Source organism: Rodentibacter caecimuris, from assembly GCF_010587025.1.
Classification (GTDB): Bacteria; Pseudomonadota; Gammaproteobacteria; order Enterobacterales; family Pasteurellaceae; genus Rodentibacter; species Rodentibacter caecimuris.
In genome coordinates, this window is the sequence record NZ_CP040863.1 from 1686733 (window position 1) to 1703361 (window position 16629).

The 16629-nt window shown below is 41.1% G+C and carries 14 protein-coding genes; 5 read left to right on the top strand and 9 right to left on the bottom strand.

Annotated features, from left to right (window positions below):
- Positions 1 to 30: 30 nt before the first annotated feature.
- From rbsB to rbsD, 4 genes are read right to left on the bottom strand one after another with little or no spacing between them, the layout of a single operon-like run.
- Positions 31 to 921 (bottom strand): ribose ABC transporter substrate-binding protein RbsB, encoded by an 891-nt coding sequence (gene rbsB, locus FEE42_RS08305; RefSeq protein ID WP_059368726.1) that lies wholly within the window; start codon positions 919 to 921, stop codon positions 31 to 33.
- 19 nt (positions 922 to 940) lie between these two features.
- Complete coding sequence (rbsC, locus tag FEE42_RS08310; protein ID WP_164028178.1) at positions 941 to 1909, bottom strand: ribose ABC transporter permease; 969 nt, start codon at positions 1907 to 1909, stop codon at positions 941 to 943.
- A gap of 60 nt (positions 1910 to 1969) precedes the next feature.
- Positions 1970 to 3451 carry a ribose ABC transporter ATP-binding protein RbsA gene (gene rbsA / locus FEE42_RS08315; protein WP_164028824.1) on the bottom strand — a complete coding sequence of 494 codons (1482 nt, stop codon included), beginning with the start codon at positions 3449 to 3451 and terminating at the stop codon, positions 1970 to 1972.
- Positions 3452 to 3464: 13 nt separating this feature from the next.
- Entirely contained in the window at positions 3465 to 3884 is a 420-nt protein-coding gene (gene rbsD, locus FEE42_RS08320) for a D-ribose pyranase (protein ID WP_059368729.1), read from the bottom strand.
- A gap of 239 nt (positions 3885 to 4123) precedes the next feature.
- On the opposite strand from rbsD, the gene FEE42_RS08325 reads away from it, so the two are divergent.
- On the top strand, positions 4124 to 4843 hold the full coding sequence (locus FEE42_RS08325) for a lysine/arginine/ornithine ABC transporter substrate-binding protein (protein ID WP_059368730.1): 720 nt from the start codon (positions 4124 to 4126) through the stop codon (positions 4841 to 4843).
- A gap of 140 nt (positions 4844 to 4983) precedes the next feature.
- On the opposite strand, the gene potE is transcribed toward FEE42_RS08325, so the two are convergent.
- From potE to FEE42_RS08345, 4 genes are all read right to left on the bottom strand, one after another.
- Positions 4984 to 6303 carry a putrescine-ornithine antiporter gene (gene potE, locus FEE42_RS08330; RefSeq protein ID WP_059368731.1) on the bottom strand — a complete coding sequence of 440 codons (1320 nt, stop codon included), beginning with the start codon at positions 6301 to 6303 and terminating at the stop codon, positions 4984 to 4986.
- Between the two features lie 59 nt (positions 6304 to 6362).
- Positions 6363 to 8525, bottom strand: a complete 2163-nt coding sequence (speF, locus tag FEE42_RS08335; protein WP_164028181.1) for an ornithine decarboxylase SpeF — start codon at positions 8523 to 8525, stop codon at positions 6363 to 6365.
- A 234-nt stretch (positions 8526 to 8759) separates the two neighbouring features.
- On the bottom strand, positions 8760 to 8930 hold the full coding sequence (gene speFL / locus FEE42_RS12950; protein WP_110890523.1) for a leader peptide SpeFL: 171 nt from the start codon (positions 8928 to 8930) through the stop codon (positions 8760 to 8762).
- Between the two features lie 325 nt (positions 8931 to 9255).
- The gene (locus FEE42_RS08345) at positions 9256 to 10491 is read right to left on the bottom strand and encodes a Zn-dependent hydrolase (RefSeq protein ID WP_164028183.1); all 1236 of its coding nucleotides are present in this window, start codon (positions 10489 to 10491) and stop codon (positions 9256 to 9258) included.
- 128 nt (positions 10492 to 10619) lie between these two features.
- Here FEE42_RS08345 and pepE point away from each other — a divergent pair, with 128 nt between their 5' ends.
- The 4 genes from pepE to cpdB all read left to right on the top strand — a co-directional run bounded on the left by pepE (position 10620) and on the right by cpdB (position 16084).
- Positions 10620 to 11324: a dipeptidase PepE gene (gene pepE / locus FEE42_RS08350; RefSeq protein WP_135969297.1), complete on the top strand. Its 705-nt coding sequence runs from the start codon at positions 10620 to 10622 to the stop codon at positions 11322 to 11324.
- Positions 11325 to 11342: 18 nt separating this feature from the next.
- The gene (gene dcuC / locus FEE42_RS08355; RefSeq protein ID WP_059368735.1) at positions 11343 to 12638 is read left to right on the top strand and encodes a C4-dicarboxylate transporter DcuC; all 1296 of its coding nucleotides are present in this window, start codon (positions 11343 to 11345) and stop codon (positions 12636 to 12638) included.
- Between the two features lie 68 nt (positions 12639 to 12706).
- Entirely contained in the window at positions 12707 to 13975 is a 1269-nt protein-coding gene (locus tag FEE42_RS08360; RefSeq protein ID WP_164028185.1) for a M20 family metallo-hydrolase, read from the top strand.
- A 135-nt stretch (positions 13976 to 14110) separates the two neighbouring features.
- Entirely contained in the window at positions 14111 to 16084 is a 1974-nt protein-coding gene (gene cpdB / locus FEE42_RS08365; RefSeq protein WP_164028187.1) for a 2',3'-cyclic-nucleotide 2'-phosphodiesterase, read from the top strand.
- A 72-nt stretch (positions 16085 to 16156) separates the two neighbouring features.
- Here cpdB and FEE42_RS08370 read toward each other — a convergent pair whose 3' ends face one another.
- Positions 16157 to 16591 carry a hypothetical protein gene (locus FEE42_RS08370; protein ID WP_059368738.1) on the bottom strand — a complete coding sequence of 145 codons (435 nt, stop codon included), beginning with the start codon at positions 16589 to 16591 and terminating at the stop codon, positions 16157 to 16159.
- Positions 16592 to 16629: the final 38 nt, after the last annotated feature.

A 16629-nucleotide genomic window follows, 5' to 3' on the forward strand; every position in this document is an offset into this window, starting at 1 on the left:
GTAGGCGGATAAGTGTCCGCCTACAAATGATTATTCGGTAATGACTTTCAAATCAACCGGAATTTGTGCTTCTACTTTCTCGCCTTTTAACACTTTGTCTGCTGTTACCACACCGAGCGAACCGATTAAATCAGGCTGTTGCGCCACGGTTGCCGCCAATTTCCCGCTTTTCACGGCTTTTATCGCATCATCAGTGCCGTCAAAGCCTACAACCAGTACGTTTTTATTGGCCGCTTTAATGGCTCGCAACGCACCCAATGCCATTTCATCGTTTTGTGCAAAAATCGCTTGCACCTCCGCTTTGCTGGCAAGTAAGTTTTCAGTTACGTTTAAACCTTTTGTGCGATCGAAGTCCGCCGGTTGGCTGGCAAGTACATCAAATTTATGTAATTGAACCGCCTGTTTAAAGCCTTCGCCGCGTTCGCGTGCAGCAGATGTGCCGGCAATCCCTTCAAGTTGAATCACTTTTGCACCGTCACCTAATTTTTGTGCGATAAAATCACCTGCCGTTTTACCACCGGCGACATTATCGGAGGCAATATGACTGACGACTTTACCTTTTGCCGAGCCACGGTCTAACGTAATGACCGGAATATTATTGCGGTTGGCAATGGCAACGGCATTGCTTACCGCTTCGGAATCGGTCGGATTAATCAAAAGCACTTTTGCACCGCGAACGGTTAAGTCTTCTACGTTGGCTAATTCTTTTGCCGGGTCATTTTGTGAATCAAGCACCACCAGTTTGTAACCTAATTCATCCGCTTTTTTCTGTGCGCTGTCTTTTAAGGTTACAAAAAACGGATTATCCAAGGTAGATACCGCTAAGGCGATGGTATCCTGTGCGTAAGCCGTGCCGGAAACGGCTAAACCTAATAATACGGTGGAACTAAGTGCGGTCAATTGTGTAGCTAATTTTTTCATAATTTCTCCTTAAAGTAAGTTACAGTTTTTTTGTACCAAGATAGTTATCGGCTAAAACGGCAACCAGAATAACCAACGCTTTTGCTATCATTTGATAGTAAGATGAAATATCTAATAAATTCAGGGCATTATTTAAAAATCCGATAATCAATGCTCCAATGAGTGTTCCCATTACACGCCCTTTGCCGCCCATTAAGCTGGTTCCGCCTACAACGACCGCCGCAATCGCATCAAGTTCATAGGATACGCCGGCGGTGGGTTGTGCGGAAGATAAACGGGAAGTGACGATTAAACCGGCGAGGGCGGATAAAAAACCGCTCACAGCGAAAACAAACACTTTGATTTTATTAACATTAATACCGGAAAGTTGGGTGGCGGATTCGTTACCGCCAAGGGCATAAATATAGCGTCCAATCGGGGTGTGTTTCAATATATACCAAGCCACTGCGAACACCACCGCCATCATCCAAATCGGCACCGGAATTCCCAACAGATAACCCGTACCAAGGGTGGCAAACACATCTGCGCTGTCAGAGAATCCCGTTGTGATCGGGCGACCCTCCGTATAAACCATGGTTACGCCGCGTAATAACGTCATGGTAACAAGGGTGGCAATAAAGGCTTGCACTTTTCCTTTGGCGACGATCATTCCACTGATGCCGCCAAGCATTGTGCCGAGTAACAAGGTTGCCGGAATGACAAGTAAAATCGGTAGTTCAAGGCTGACCATTGAAGCGGCAATGGCACCGGTGAGTGCTAAAACCGATCCCACAGAAAGATCAATCCCTGCAATTAAAATCACGAACGTCATCCCCACGGCGATGATGGCATTCACGGAGGTTTGACGCAAAATATTCAGAATATTATCCACACTGAAAAAATTCGGATTAATCATCGACACAATGGCAATGAGAATAATCAGTGCAATAAAAGAACGTTGTTCAATCAAAAATTTTCCAAATTGGAAACGAGAAGTTTGGGTTGTCATCATTTTTACCTTAAAAATTTATCCGTAAAATCGACCGCACTTTTGAAACCGACTTTAAGTCTATTTGCCAATGGCGGCGGCGAGTAATTTTTCTTGTGTTGCTGCTTCACGAGAAAATTCTGCACTGATTTTGCCTTCGTGCATAACCAAAATGCGGTCGCTCATACCAAGCATTTCCGGCATATCGGATGAAATCATCAAAATACTCAAGCCGTCTTTTTTAAATTCGTTGATTAGCTGATAAATTTCTTTTCGTGCGCCCACATCCACACCGCGTGTCGGTTCGTCTAAAATCAACACGTTTGGGCGGGTCATCAAACCGCGTGCAATCGCCACTTTTTGCTGATTGCCGCCGGAAAGCAAGCCCACTTTTTGTTCACGGCTTGGGGTTTTAATGTTAAACATCGCAATAAAATCATCCACCGCCATGCTTTCCGCTTGGTGGTGAATTGAACCTTTTTGAGAAAAATGTTCAAGTGCGGTAAGCGACATATTTTCTTTTACGGACATCCCTAAAATAAGACCGTCGCCTTTGCGATCTTCAGAAATATAGACAATGCCGTTGTTCAAGCCGTCTTGTGGCGTGCGATTTTCAATCTCTTGATTTTTTAACCGCACTTTGCCGGCGGTTTTCGGTAAAGCACCGTAAAGTAATTTGCCAAGCTCTGTTCTGCCAGCCCCCATTAAGCCGGATACGCCCACAATTTCGCCGGCATAAAGTTTAAAAGAAACATCATTAATACCACTGCCACTGATATGTTCGACATTCAATACGCAGTCGCCTTTTTCTTGTGGCAGGTGCGGATACTGTTCGTCGAGGCGGCGACCCACCATCATTTCAATCAACTCATCTTCGGTCAGATCCGCCACTGCCCGTTCGCCGATAAATTGTCCGTCACGTAAAACGGTAACGTCGTCGCAAATTTGGAAAATTTCTTTTAAACGGTGGGAAATATAAACAATGCCGTGTTTTTCCGCTTTAAGCTCAGTAATAACGTTGAATAAAGCCTCCGTTTCCGTATCGGTTAATGCGTCCGTCGGTTCATCCATAATGATAACCTTAGATTCAAAACTTAACGCTTTGGCGATTTCCACCATTTGCTGTTCGCCGATGGAAAGTTCGGAACATAATTTTTTGCTACTATGGGTTACGCCTAAACGTGCTAACAGTTTGTCTGCTTCGGCGTGCATTTTTTGCCAATTAATCGCCCCCCAGCGTGTTTTAAATTCACGCCCAAGGAAAATATTTTCTGCAATGCTGAGATTGCCCACTAAATTAAGCTCTTGATGAATAATGCTAATACCGGCCTCTTGAGACGCTTTTGGCCCGTTGAACGATACTTCGTTGCCAAGATATTCAATCGTCCCGGTATCTTTGGAATAAATACCGGTCAGCACTTTCATCAAGGTTGATTTGCCCGCACCGTTTTCGCCCATCAATGCCATTACACGGCCGGCATACACTGACAGACAAGCCTTATTCAAGGCTTTCACACCGGGAAAGGATTTATTTACACCGCTGATTTTGAGTAGGGTTTCCATCATTTTACCTTCGTTAAAACGGCACGCCGGAATATAAAATCACATTGGCATAAGGCGAACATTCGCCACTGCGTACAATCGCTTTGCTTTGCTGGGTATGTTTTTTGAAGATTTCGTGCGGCACAAATTCCAGCTGAATTTGATTGCCTTGAGCAGTTTCAAGTTGTTGGAGTTTCGCTAAAAGTGCGGTCAATATTTCAGGATTTTTTTGTTTGATTTCCTCGGCGATCAAGGCACGCTCCACAAACATTTCATTTATAACAACATCGAAGGTTTGTAAAAAACGTGGCACACCGGCGGTAAGCGCTAAATCTATACGTTCCACATTTAATGGAATCGGTAGTCCGGCATCACAAATGGTAATGCTGTCGGTATGACCTAAAGTCGCAATGCAATGAGAAAGTTGTGCATTTAATAACATTGTTTTTTTCATCAAAAAATCCTTTTAGGTTTATCGAAACGTTTCGATGGCGTGGGGAAATACTAGAGAGAAAAAATAGAAATACAATGAGTAAATGTTAAATTTGTGAGAATGATCACAGAATTTTAATAAGATCATTTCTAAGGGATGAACCTAACGCAGTCAGAAAGTCGTGAATAATGATTGTGTATAGCGTTAAGATTATTTACTATGCATTCAGATAAATAACAATGCAAACACAGGGGGACACAATGAAAAAGCAGCTTTTACTCAGTATTTTGGCAGGGGCAGCGACATTTTCAAATGCGCAGGAATTGACCTTTGGTACGGAACCGAGTTACCCGCCTTTTGAAATGACAACGGAGAAAGGTGAGTTGGAGGGGTTTGATATCGATATTGCGCAAGCCATTTGTAAAGAAATTCAAGCAACCTGCCATTTTAAAACCCAACCGTTTGACGCTTTAATTCCTAGTTTGAAAGCAAAGCGCTTTGATGCGGTAATGTCGGCAATTGATATTACGCCATCCCGAGAAAAACAGGTTTTATTCAGTGATCCTTATTATGATAGCTCGGCAAGCTACGTTGCATTAAAGGGAAAAGGAAATTTAGCGACAGCGAAAAATATCGGGGTACAAAACGGCTCGACTTTCCAGCAATATACCGTTGCCGAAACTCCTCAATATTCACCGAAATCTTACGTTAATTTACAAGATGCGATTTTGGATTTGCAAAATGGGCGGATTGATATTGTGTTGAGTGATACGGCATTGTTGGCGGATATTATGGTGAAAGAGCCAAATATTGAATTTGTCGGTGAGAAAATCACCAATGAGAAATATTTTGGTCGCGGTGTAGGGATCGCATTACACAAATCCAATCAAGCCTTGCAAGAACGTTTAAATCAAGGTTTGAAAGCGATTAAAGAAAAGGGTGAATATCAAAAAATCTATGATAAATGGATGAAAAAGTAATTTAAAAAAACGGTAAAAAAACAGACCGCACTTTTGCTAGACAAAGTGTGGTTTTTTTATCTCATCAAATCAACGTTGTGTTGATTAACCGAAGCAATAAAAAAGCCCACGCTAAGGTGGGCAAATGGGGTTACAGAAATTTATTGTTTAATTGATTTATGCAGATCAAATTTATAAGACACGAAACCATATAATGTCCAACCGATGAAAGTGGCGATTGAACCGTATAACATCGCTTGTTCACCGGCTGCATAAAGGGCATATATGCTATACACCGAACCGATAAATGCAACGAGCACGGTTGTTTTATATTTGCGCGTTGGTACATTTTCCGTTTTTAACAGCACGGCTAATGCCGCCATAGAAAGTAAATACGGAATGACATTGGTGACCACAGCTAAATCAACTAATACATTAAATTGTTTATTTAATGATGGGCTGATTGTCAATAAAGATAATAATGTTTGAATCGCTGTAATGGTTACCATACCGATAATCGGTGCGTCTTTGCTGGTAACTTTTTTGAAAAATGCAGGGAAATAGCCTTCTTCTGCAGAAGATTTGAATACTTGTGCAATGGTAAACTGCCAGCCTAGTAAAGAACCAAAACAAGACATAACCATTAATCCCATAATAACTTTACCGACAGTTTCATTAAACATGTGGGCAAAAGCCAACCCGAATGGGGCGGTAGATTGTGCTAAATCCATATTTGGTACGATACCGGCAATCACATTGGTTGAAACAATATAAATTACCGCCGCTCCAAGTGTTCCTCCCAATACGGCAATAGGTACGTTTTTCTCTGGATTTTCAACCGCATCGGAATTGGCGCAAGCCGATTCTAATCCTAAGAACGCCCATAAGGTCATAGAGATAGAGACTCCAATCGCTTCAAAGGTTGGGACATTATGAGGATTCCAAGCGCTAATGTATTGTGAACCGTCAAACCAATACCAACCGACGATACTAATACCAACAACAGGAATGATGACCCCCCAAATGGTGAACGAACTAATATTTCCTGTAATTCTTGCACCGCCGAAGTTAAGCACGGTAGCAAGCCATAATGTAAAAATTGTCCACAGTGCAATGGAGAGCGGTGAAAGGGCTGTGCCTAACAGTTCGGAGCCGTAACCTACGGCAGAAATTGCAATTGCCGTGTTGGCAATAACCAATGAGACGCCGTAGGTGTAATTTGCCATAAAGTTACCCGCTTTACCGAAAGAATATTCGGCATAGCCGCCCATACCACCGGATTTTTTACTGAACATACCGCATTGTGCGAATGCGTAAGCGAGAGCGGTGGAACCTACTGCGGTCACTAACCAAGAGACGATAGAAATAGTTCCGATTTCTGCTAATTTGGTCGGTAGCATGATAACGCCGGAACCCATCATATTTACCATCGTGAGTATGGTAAGTTGTACCACACCGATTTTATTACTTTTTGTACTCATAATTTATTCCTCAAGTGCGGTCATATTCTCATTAAAAAATGACCGCACTTTTTTAGCGATTAATGTTCATTTAATACGTAACCATAGGCACGAGTCGGTCCGTCAGGATCTTTTTGTAGATAGACTCCTTGGATTTCCGGTGCAAAGCCGGGTAAGGTATTAATGCCTTCTTCTAGCGCTAAGAAATATTGTTGAGCAGTTGTACTCCATCTTTCTCCTGGTACCACACAAAGCACGCCCGGAGGGTAAGGAAGCGCACCTTCCGCCGCAATTTTGCCTACAATGTCGGTGAGTGAAACTAATTCCACATTGTTGCGGATTAATTCAATGTTGGCATCGTGAGGATTCATCGCATATTCAGGTAAGGTCGCTTTACGGAATAAGTCTTTCTGTAATTGTTTTACATTGCGACTGACGTAGAGATCATGCATCTCTTGGCATAATTGACGAATGGTATAACCTCTGTAACGTTCCTCGTTATTTTTGTAAACGGTAGGTAATACATCTTGTAATGATGAATTTTGTTTGATATGTTTTTCAAACAATGCGATTTGGGCGACTAAGGTTTGCATTTTTGTTAAGGTTTCAGCAGGCGTTAACAAAAATAAGATGGAGTTCAAATCGCATTTTTCCGGGATAATACCATTTTCACGTAAGTAGTTTGCTAAGATGGTAGCCGGAATACCGAAAGATTCGTATTCACCGCTTTCTAAGCTAATACCCGGTGTGGTGAGCAAGAATTTGCAAGGATCAACGAAGTATTGTTCATCTTCATAACCTTCAAATTTATGCCATGTGTCGGTTGGATGGAATTTGAAGAATTCAAGGTTTGTCGCGATTTCTTCAGTATCGTAGTCCTGCCATTTTTTGCCTTTTATTGTCGTAGGAATAAATGGACGAATCAGTTCGCAATTATTTAAGACTAATTTACGTGCCTCAATCCCTACTTTTACACAATCATGCCATAAACGGCGACCGGCTGCGCTACCTTGAATTTTGGCATTCACATCCAATGTTGCGAATAATGGGTAGAACGGGCTGGTGGAAGCGTGCAACATAAAGGCATTATTAAAACGTTTGTGATTAACATAACGACTTTGACCTTTAATATGTTTGTCTTTTTTGTGAATTTGGGAGGCTTGTGAGAAACCTGCTTGTTGTTTATGAACGGATTGCGTCACGATAATGCCGGGATCGTTTTCATTAAGTTCTAACAAGAGAGGAGAGCAATCTTTCATCATTGGAATGAATTGTTCGTAACCGACCCAAGCGGAATCAAATAAAATATAGTCACAAAGATGGCCAATTTTATCTACGACTTGACGTGCGTTATAGATAGTCCCATCGTAAGTACCTAATTGAATCACGGCTAAACGGAACGGACGTTTTTTCTCTGCACTTTCAGGTGCGACTTCTTTGATTAAATCTCTTAAATAACTTTCTTCAAAGCAGTGGCTGTCAATACCACCGATAAACCCGAACGGATTACGGGCAGTTTCAAGATAAATCGGGGTTGCTCCCGCTTGAACCAATGCGCCGTGATGGTTGGATTTATGGTTGTTTCGATCAAATAAAACAAGATCGCCCGGTGCTAGAATGGCGTTTAATGCAACTTTATTCGCAGAGGACGTACCGTTTAATACGAAATAGGTTTTATCGGCATTAAATACTTGTGCGGCATGTTTTTGTGCATCACAGGCAGCGCCTTCATGAATAAGCAAATCGCCTAGTTTGACATCGGCATTACAAATGTCCGAACGGAAAATGTTTTCTCCGTAGAAATCATAAAGGAAACGCCCAGCGGGATGTTTGCGATAATATTGACCGCCTTGGTGTCCCGGACAATCAAAGGCAATATTCCCCATTTCTACATATTCGCTGAGCATTTTGAAAAATGGCGGAAGCATTTTTTCTTCATAAAGTTTAGCGGCCGTTTCAATTTGACGACTGTAAAGTTGGATATCATAACCGTTGAAATCTTGGATATGGTAAACGGAATCGTAAAATTCAGGTGAAAGCGGTTGTTCGGCGGTTTGTACAACAAAAACAGGAATATTAAATTCAGTTTCTTTAATGGAATCAATAAATTGATCTATGTCGGAAGAACTTAATACAATAGCCGCAACATCAGTAAAATCAGTTTGTTTAATTTCTACCATATCTCTTTTCGTTAAGAAATATTGGGTAACTGCCGGGCTATATGCAATTTTTAATTTAGGCATAATTAACTCCTTATGTATATTTTGAGATAAAAAGAACGCCTGCATTATAAAAATAATGCAAATTCACTCTTTATTTTTTTAAACAATAAGAACACTTTCACTAATTAATAAACATTAGTGATTGATCCTTATTTATTTAAAATTTGGAATATTAACTTTAAACAAGAGATAGTGACTTTATTTAGTCATGTTTGTTTTTTTAAAGTAAAGTCTCTCTGAATAGTTAGCACACTATTAGAGAGCTAAATGGGATGGTTTATTTTGAGAGGCAAAAACGGAATAAGAAAAACAAGAACGATGCGATGGCATCATAATATGTCTCGTTCTACGAATATGAGCCATTAAAGATCGTCCTTTTATTGGATTGAGGCTTAAAAGGCGTGAAGCTTTTGTATATACTTGCATAGAGTCCCCCTTAATATCTACACAATTCAACATATCTACCTTGGTTGTCATTCTGCTCCTTCATAAAAGTGTAAGCAATAATTAATATTTAAAAATGTGATCCTTGTCAAAATAAATTTTACTTTTTTATTTTTTATAACATTTATTTAACATTAGTTGTGTTTATTTTTATATTTTTATCAAAGTTATATTCAAAATTAATTTAAATTTGTCATGGTTAGATATTCCTTTTTTAATTATTTAAAAAATAAAAAGATTGGGTTTAGTAAGAGAAAATATCTTTAATAAAATTAAAATCTTATTATGACAGGCTGAAATCTTATTTTTAGCAAATTTCAGCCTGCTCTAATACCACTTTTTGTAGAACTTTAATCCCGGCTTCAATATCTTTCCATTTCGTAAACTCCAGTGGGTTGTGACTAATACCTAAATGTGATGGTACAAAAATCATACCTGTCGGACACAGGGTTGCCATATGCATTGCATCATGTCCTGCTCCGCTAGGCATAATTTCATACGAATAACCAAGGGATTTAGCCGCATTTTCAATCTGTTCAATCATTGCTTGTGGGAGGACGACAGGGTTATCTTTTGAGATCAGTTGGAATTCAATAGATAATCTGCGCTTTTCAGCTACATTTTCGATTTCTCTTTGTAATACCGCTAAAACCGAATCACGGGCTTCGGTATGGGTGCCTCGGATATCAACAAGTAATTCACAGTAGCCGGGAACAACATTCATCACACCCGGTTTCGCTGTCAGATTTCCGACCGTCGCCACGGTTGAATGCTTAGCATTAATTGCAGCCTGTTCAATGGCAAGAGAAAGTTCCGCACCGCCCAATAATGCATCGTGACGATAGTGCATGGCTGTTGCACCGGAATGATCGGCTTGTCCGTTAATTCTCACAATTCCTCGAATTGGCGCAGCAATTCCTGTCACGACGCCAATTGTTTTATTTTCATTTGCTAAACGGGGACCTTGTTCAATATGAAGTTCAAAGAAACATTTGAACTCTTTCCCATCACGTTTAGCCTGATTAATTAAATTAAAATCCATCCCTATTTTAGCCATTGCTTCAGCTAAGGTATTGCCTTGTTTATCACGTAGTCGGCTTAATTTTTCTTGATTTATCACCCCACACATCACTTTACTTCCCAATGTGGCAAAGTTAAAACGGCTGGATTCTTCACAGGTGAAAACGATTAATTCCAGTGGATAACGGGTTTGAATATTTTGCTCGCACAACTGTAGGAGTATCTCTAATCCGCCAATCACACCTAAAGGACCGTCAAATTTTCCTGCATTGACTACCGTATCAATGTGGGATCCAAATGCAACAGCGGGTAAATGATCTTCTTTCCCTGCTTTACGAATGAAAAGATTGCCAATGGCGTCTCGTTTGACTGATAAATTGTATTGGCGGCATAATTCAATGATCACATTGTGTGCTTTTTCATCTTCGGTGGTAAATGCCAAACGTGTCAGCTCATCAGAAGAAGACGAGATTGATGCTAATTTTTCTATTAAATGTTGTACACGCTGAAGATTCACTAACATAGTATTCTCCTGTTATTTTTTGACTTTTATCATGTAATAATTATTTTTTATTTAGAAGATCATTTCTATCCTATATTTTCTATGCATAATGATAGCGTTATTAAATATTTACTTAAAAAGGGTAGAAAATGAAAACAATGTTACTGCTCAGTAGTTCAAAATACAAGGAAACCGGATATTTAGAGCATGCTGTACCTTGGTTACAATCTTTTTTAAATGATTATCGTGGGAAAAAAATCGCGTTTGTTCCTTATGCGGGAGTGCGCCGTACTTTCGATGAATATGAGAAAACTGTGCAGGAGGCATTATCAGATATAGAGATGGAAATTATTTCCGTCCATCACGGTAAACAACATCGGGATATTATTGAACGGGCTGATGTGATAGCCATTGGTGGCGGTAACACGTTTTGTTTATTAAGACAGTTGTACGAACATCATTTAATTGAAGCCATTCGGGAAAAAGTAAATAGCGGGACGCCGTATTTTGGGTGGAGCGCAGGGACGAATGTAGCAGGACGTTCGATTATGACGACCAACGATATGCCCATCACTTATCCTCCTTCTTTTTCTGCATTGCAATTATTTCCTCATCAAATTAATCCTCACTTTATTTCCGGCAAAATACAAGGTCACAACGGTGAAAGTCGCGAAGAGCGTTTGGCTGAATTTTTACTCGTCAATCCGACCGCACTCGTTTATGCTTTACCAGAAGGATCGGCATTGCATATTCAAGGAGAACAGGCGACAGTGCTGGGTGAAAACCCTATTTTACGTTTCAGTGAAGGTATGCAATGTGAAGCCTTTGCTGTGAATCACACTTTTTCTTATTAACCTAAAAGGAACACTATTATGGAAATGTTTAAATCTTTGGTGGCAATTGTGGGTATTTTTGCCACCATTTATTTTTTGATTAAAAAAGCGGAAACAAGAACCGTATTAATCGGTATTGGCTTATTGATGTCGGTTGTTACGCTAAACCCAATGGGCGCACTTGATGCCTTTGCAAAGAGTATGACATCCGGCGGGTTGATTATGGCGATCTGTTCCAGTATGGGCTTTGCCTATGTAATGAAATATACCCAGTGCGATACGCATTTAGTACATTTACTGACGAAACCGTTAAGCGGCTTAAAATTTTTCTTAATTCCTATCGCCACTATTATTACTTTCTTTATTAATATTGCGATCCCTTCTGCTGCCGGTTGCGCGGCGGCGGTGGGCGCGACATTAATCCCTGTATTAAAAAGTGCCGGAGTTCGCCCTGCCACTGCGGGTGCTGCTATTTTAGCCGGAACCTTTGGTTCGATGATGAGTCCAGGTTCTTCCCACTCTGCTATGATTAGCGAAATGTCCGGTTTAACTATTACCCAAGTGAATCTTTCCCATGCGCCTTACAATATGATTGCAGGAGCGATTGGTGCGATTGTATTGACGATTTTGGCCCTTGTTTTCAAAGATTATGGCGAAGAACATCGCCAAGCCTATCTTGCCGAACAAAAAGAAAGTGAAACCAATAAGGTACAAGGCGTAAATGTGCTATATGCGATTGCGCCGTTATTACCATTAATTATTTTGGTTGTTGGCGGAACCTCTTTACAACAAATTCCAGGTCTTGAATGGACAAAAATGGGTGTACCGCAAGCCATGCTGATCGGTGCTATTTACGGCATTATCGTTACCCGTATTTCACCAGTTAAAATCACGGAAGAGTTTTTTAACGGAATGGGCAATTCTTACGCCAATGTACTCGGCATTATTATTGCCGCAAGCGTATTTGTCGCGGGATTAAAATCAACCGGTGCAGTCGATGCGGCTATCGCTTTCTTAAAAGAATCCAATGAATTTGTCCGTTGGGGAGCGACTATCGGGCCGTTTTTAATGGGATTAATCACCGGTTCCGGCGATGCCGCTGCCATTGCCTTTAATAGTGCGGTCACACCACATGCGGTGGATCTGGGCTATACCCATGTGAATCTTGGTATGGCTGCTGCGATTGCCGGTGCATTAGGTCGTACCGCCTCACCGATTGCAGGCGTTACCATTGTTTGTGCAGGTCTTGCTATGGTAAGTCCGGTTGAAATGGTGAAGCGTACTGCCCCCGGGATGGTGCTTGCCGTCTTATTCTTGGCATTATTTATGTTATAACCTCTCAAATTTCACCGCACGACACACAAAGTGCGGTGTTTTTTCATTAAGTTTTTAAGGAGAAAAAAATGAACTTAGATTTATCCCAACTCACTCATTGGCGTCGTGAATTTCACCGCTTTCCTGAAACCGGCTGGAGCGAATTTTGGACAACGGCACGTATTGCCGATTATTTAGAAAGCCTTGGCTGTTTTGATATTTTAATGGGTAAACAAATTATTAACCCTGATTTTGTTCGTGGACGGAAACAAGCCGTGGTGGATAATGGATTAGTGAAAGCAAAAGCCTATGGTATGAATGAAAAATGGCTCGATAAAATGCAGGGATATACCGGCTGTGTCGCAGTATTTGATTCCGGTAAACCGGGTAAAACCGTTGCTTTACGTTTTGATATTGATTGTGTGAATGTCACAGAAACGGGCGATCCGAACCATATCCCGAATAAAGAAGGGTTTGCTTCGGTCAATGAGGGCTTTATGCATTCTTGCGGGCATGACGGACATATTACTATTGGTTTGGGAACGGCATTATGGATTGCACAAAACCGCGATAAACTGACCGGTAAAGTAAAAATTGTTTTCCAACCGGCAGAAGAAGGAACGCGTGGTGCCGCTGCGATTGCAGCCAGTGGAGTGATTGATGATGCGGATTATTTTGCGAGTTCCCACATCAGTTTTTGTGCAAATTCCGGCACGGTTATTGCTAACCCTAGAAATTTTCTTTCTACCACAAAAATCGATATTCGCTATCATGGAAAACCGGCACACGCCGGCGCCGCGCCTCATTTAGGGTGTAACGCACTACTTGCTGCGGCACATGCCGTTACCCAACTACATGGGATCGCTCGTCACGGTGAAGGAATGAGCCGTATTAATGTGGGCGTATTAAAAGCGGGAGAAGGTCGTAATGTGATTTCAACAAAAGCCGAATTACAACTTGAAGTCCGTGGTGAAAATAAAAAAATCAATGACCATATGACCGAGCAAGTGATGCAAATTGCCAAGGGGATTTCTATCGGCTTTGCTGTGGCTTACGAAACGGAAATTGTGGGTGAAGCTGTCGATATGAATAATGATACGGAGTTGGTACGGTTAGTAGAAGAGATTGCCTTGCAGCAACCTCAAATTCATAGTATTGATGATTATGCCTTCAATGCCAGTGAAGATGCCACGGTGTTAGGCAGACGCGTGCAGGATCACGGTGGAAAATCCATTTATTTTATCCTTGGTGCCGATCGTACCGCCGGTCATCACGAAGCCGAATTTGATTTCGATGAAAATCAATTGATTACAGGCGTGAATATTTATAGCGGATTATTACAGCGGTTATTAGGGTAATAGCCTGTTTTCTAGGGCGGTCTATACCGCCTTGCTTTGCAAAAATATTCTCAAAATTGACCGCACTTTCTTTCAAAACCGGGTTATTTTTCTTAGAATGTTGTTATTTTTCACTCCTATAATAAGGATTTTCGTATGATAAACAGACGTCATTTTATTCAAATCGGTGCAACCAGTATCCTTGCATTAAGTGCAAGCCGCTTTACGATGGCAAAAGGCAAGCCTGATATCGATTTACGTATTGTGGCAACCACAGATATTCACAGTTTTTTAACGGATTTTGACTACTACAAGGATGCCTCAACGGATAAATTCGGCTTTACCCGTGCGGCGAGTTTAATTCGTCAGGCTAAAGCTGAAGTAAAAAATGCGGTATTAGTGGATAACGGGGACTTAATTCAAGGCAATCCTATTGCCGATTATCAAGCGGCGCAGGGTTATAAAGAAGGCAAAGCAAATCCGGCAATAGAATGTTTAAATGCCATGAATTATGATGTAGGTACACTTGGCAATCACGAGTTTAACTATGGTTTGGATTATTTGGCGGATGCGATGAAACAGGCAAAATTCCCGATTATCAATGCAAACGTCGTAAAAGCAGGGAGCGATGAGCCGTATTTTACTCCTTACGTGATTCAAGAAAAATCCGTTCAGGATAACCAAGGTAAAACCCATAAATTGAAAATCGGTTATATCGGCTTTGTACCGCCACAAATTATGGTATGGGATAAGGCAAATTTGCAGGGCAAGGTGGAGGCACGCGACATTGTCAAAACCGCACAAAAATATGTGCCTGAAATGAAGAAAAAAGGGGCAGATATTGTGATTGCGTTGGCGCACACAGGCCCATCGGACGGACCCTATAAAGAAGGGGCGGAAAATTCTGCATTCTACTTAGCGGATGTGCCGCACATTGATGCGGTGATTTTTGGTCATTCACACCGTTTATTCCCGAATAAAGAGTTTGCCAAATCACCTCACGCCGACATTGTAAAAGGTACGGTAAAAGGCGTGCCGGAAAGTATGGCAGGTTATTGGGCGAATAATATCAGCGTAGTAGATTTAGGTTTAACCGAACATCAAGGGAAATGGATTGTTACGGAAGGACAGGCAGCCCTTCGCCCTATTTTTGATGCGGAAAACAAAAAAGCCCTCACAGAAAATGATCCGGAATTGACCGCACTTTTACAGCCGGTTCACGAAGCGACCCGCAAATTTGTGTCGCAACCGATTGGTAAAGCGACCGACAATATGTACAGCTACTTAGCCTTGGTGCAAGATGATCCGACTATTCAAATTGTGAACCAAGCCCAACAAGCCTATGTAGAAAAAGTCGCACCAAGTGTGGCGGCAATGGCTGGCTTGCCGATTTTAAGTGCGGGAGCGCCATTTAAAGCAGGTGGACGTAAAAACGATCCGACCGGCTACACGGAAGTGAACAAAGGTGAATTGACATTCCGCAATGCCGCGGATCTCTATCTTTATCCAAACACCCTTGTGGTAGTGAAAGTAATGGGTGAACAGCTCAAAGAATGGCTTGAATGTAGCGCAGGAATGTTTAATCAAATCGATCCAGCCACGGATAAACCGCAATCATTGATTAACTGGGAAGGTTTCCGTACCTATAATTTTGATGTGATTGATGGCGTGAATTATGAATTCGATATCACCAAACCTGCTCGTTATGATGGCGAATGTAAGCTCATTAATCCGGACTCACACCGTGTGGTAAACCTGACTTATCAAGGTAAACCGGTTGATCCGAAAGCGGAGTTTTTAATCGCTACCAACAATTATCGGGCTTACAGTAATAAATTCCCCGGCACAGGCGATCAGCATATTGTGTATGCCTCACCGGATGAAAACCGTCAAATTCTTGTGGATTATATTAAGGCAACCAGTGAGAAAGACGGCGCGGTCAATCCAAGTGCGGATAAAAACTGGCGTTTTGTTCCTATCTCGGGCAATGATAAATTAGACGTTCGTTTTGAAACTTCACCGACAGAACAAGCGGCACAATTTATCCAAGAAAAAGCACAGTATGCGATAAAGCGGATTGGCATTGATGAAGTTGGTTTTGCGGTGTATCAGATTGATTTGTCGAAGTGATGGAAATAAGGTGGGTGGGTAACCCACCTTTTTATGTAATGACTATAAGAGCAGTCAATTTTTTTTGAATTTTCAAATTCCCGCAAACCATCTATACCATTTTTCTTTCACTTTGTTTGGATAGTTTGTTTTTAAGAAGTGATAAAATTGGGTGAAATTGTCATTAAAAATCATGTCTTTTGGGATAAATTGATAATGGCGTTGCCCGTTTGGTGTGTGAATACGCATATACCAATATTTTCGGTTATTTACTGTCACACTCATTTTTTCTAATGCAATTAAATCATCAAATTGATAATGATGAATTAGTTGGCTGGCGCGGAAAATAAAAATGCCTTTGGAATTAAAATAATAACGCTCCGCACTAAACACTTTCCCACAGCTAAAAGGAATGAGTTTTTCGCCTTCAAATTCTTTGTTATTTCGGGTTTGTATAAACCGAATAGCAGGGATAATCGTGAAGATTGAAAAAATACCTAATACGATGATAATAATGAGAATATCCATGAGTTTTGGGAAAATAATTGAAATGCGAGAATTATAGC

What these genes read in the sequence shown, in the direction of transcription:
- rbsB (WP_059368726.1), bottom strand. Translation starts at nt 921, where the DNA reads ATGAAAAAATTAGCTACACAATTGACCGCACTTAGTTCCACCGTATTA.
- rbsC (WP_164028178.1), bottom strand. Translation starts at nt 1,909, where the DNA reads ATGACAACCCAAACTTCTCGTTTCCAATTTGGAAAATTTTTGATTGAA.
- rbsA (WP_164028824.1), bottom strand. Translation starts at nt 3,451, where the DNA reads ATGGAAACCCTACTCAAAATCAGCGGTGTAAATAAATCCTTTCCCGGT.
- rbsD (WP_059368729.1), bottom strand. Translation starts at nt 3,884, where the DNA reads ATGAAAAAAACAATGTTATTAAATGCACAACTTTCTCATTGCATTGCG.
- FEE42_RS08325 (WP_059368730.1), top strand. Translation starts at nt 4,124, where the DNA reads ATGAAAAAGCAGCTTTTACTCAGTATTTTGGCAGGGGCAGCGACATTT.
- potE (WP_059368731.1), bottom strand. Translation starts at nt 6,303, where the DNA reads ATGAGTACAAAAAGTAATAAAATCGGTGTGGTACAACTTACCATACTC.
- speF (WP_164028181.1), bottom strand. Translation starts at nt 8,525, where the DNA reads ATGCCTAAATTAAAAATTGCATATAGCCCGGCAGTTACCCAATATTTC.
- speFL (WP_110890523.1), bottom strand. Translation starts at nt 8,930, where the DNA reads ATGCAAGTATATACAAAAGCTTCACGCCTTTTAAGCCTCAATCCAATA.
- FEE42_RS08345 (WP_164028183.1), bottom strand. Translation starts at nt 10,491, where the DNA reads ATGTTAGTGAATCTTCAGCGTGTACAACATTTAATAGAAAAATTAGCA.
- pepE (WP_135969297.1), top strand. Translation starts at nt 10,620, where the DNA reads ATGAAAACAATGTTACTGCTCAGTAGTTCAAAATACAAGGAAACCGGA.
- dcuC (WP_059368735.1), top strand. Translation starts at nt 11,343, where the DNA reads ATGGAAATGTTTAAATCTTTGGTGGCAATTGTGGGTATTTTTGCCACC.
- FEE42_RS08360 (WP_164028185.1), top strand. Translation starts at nt 12,707, where the DNA reads ATGAACTTAGATTTATCCCAACTCACTCATTGGCGTCGTGAATTTCAC.
- cpdB (WP_164028187.1), top strand. Translation starts at nt 14,111, where the DNA reads ATGATAAACAGACGTCATTTTATTCAAATCGGTGCAACCAGTATCCTT.
- FEE42_RS08370 (WP_059368738.1), bottom strand. Translation starts at nt 16,591, where the DNA reads ATGGATATTCTCATTATTATCATCGTATTAGGTATTTTTTCAATCTTC.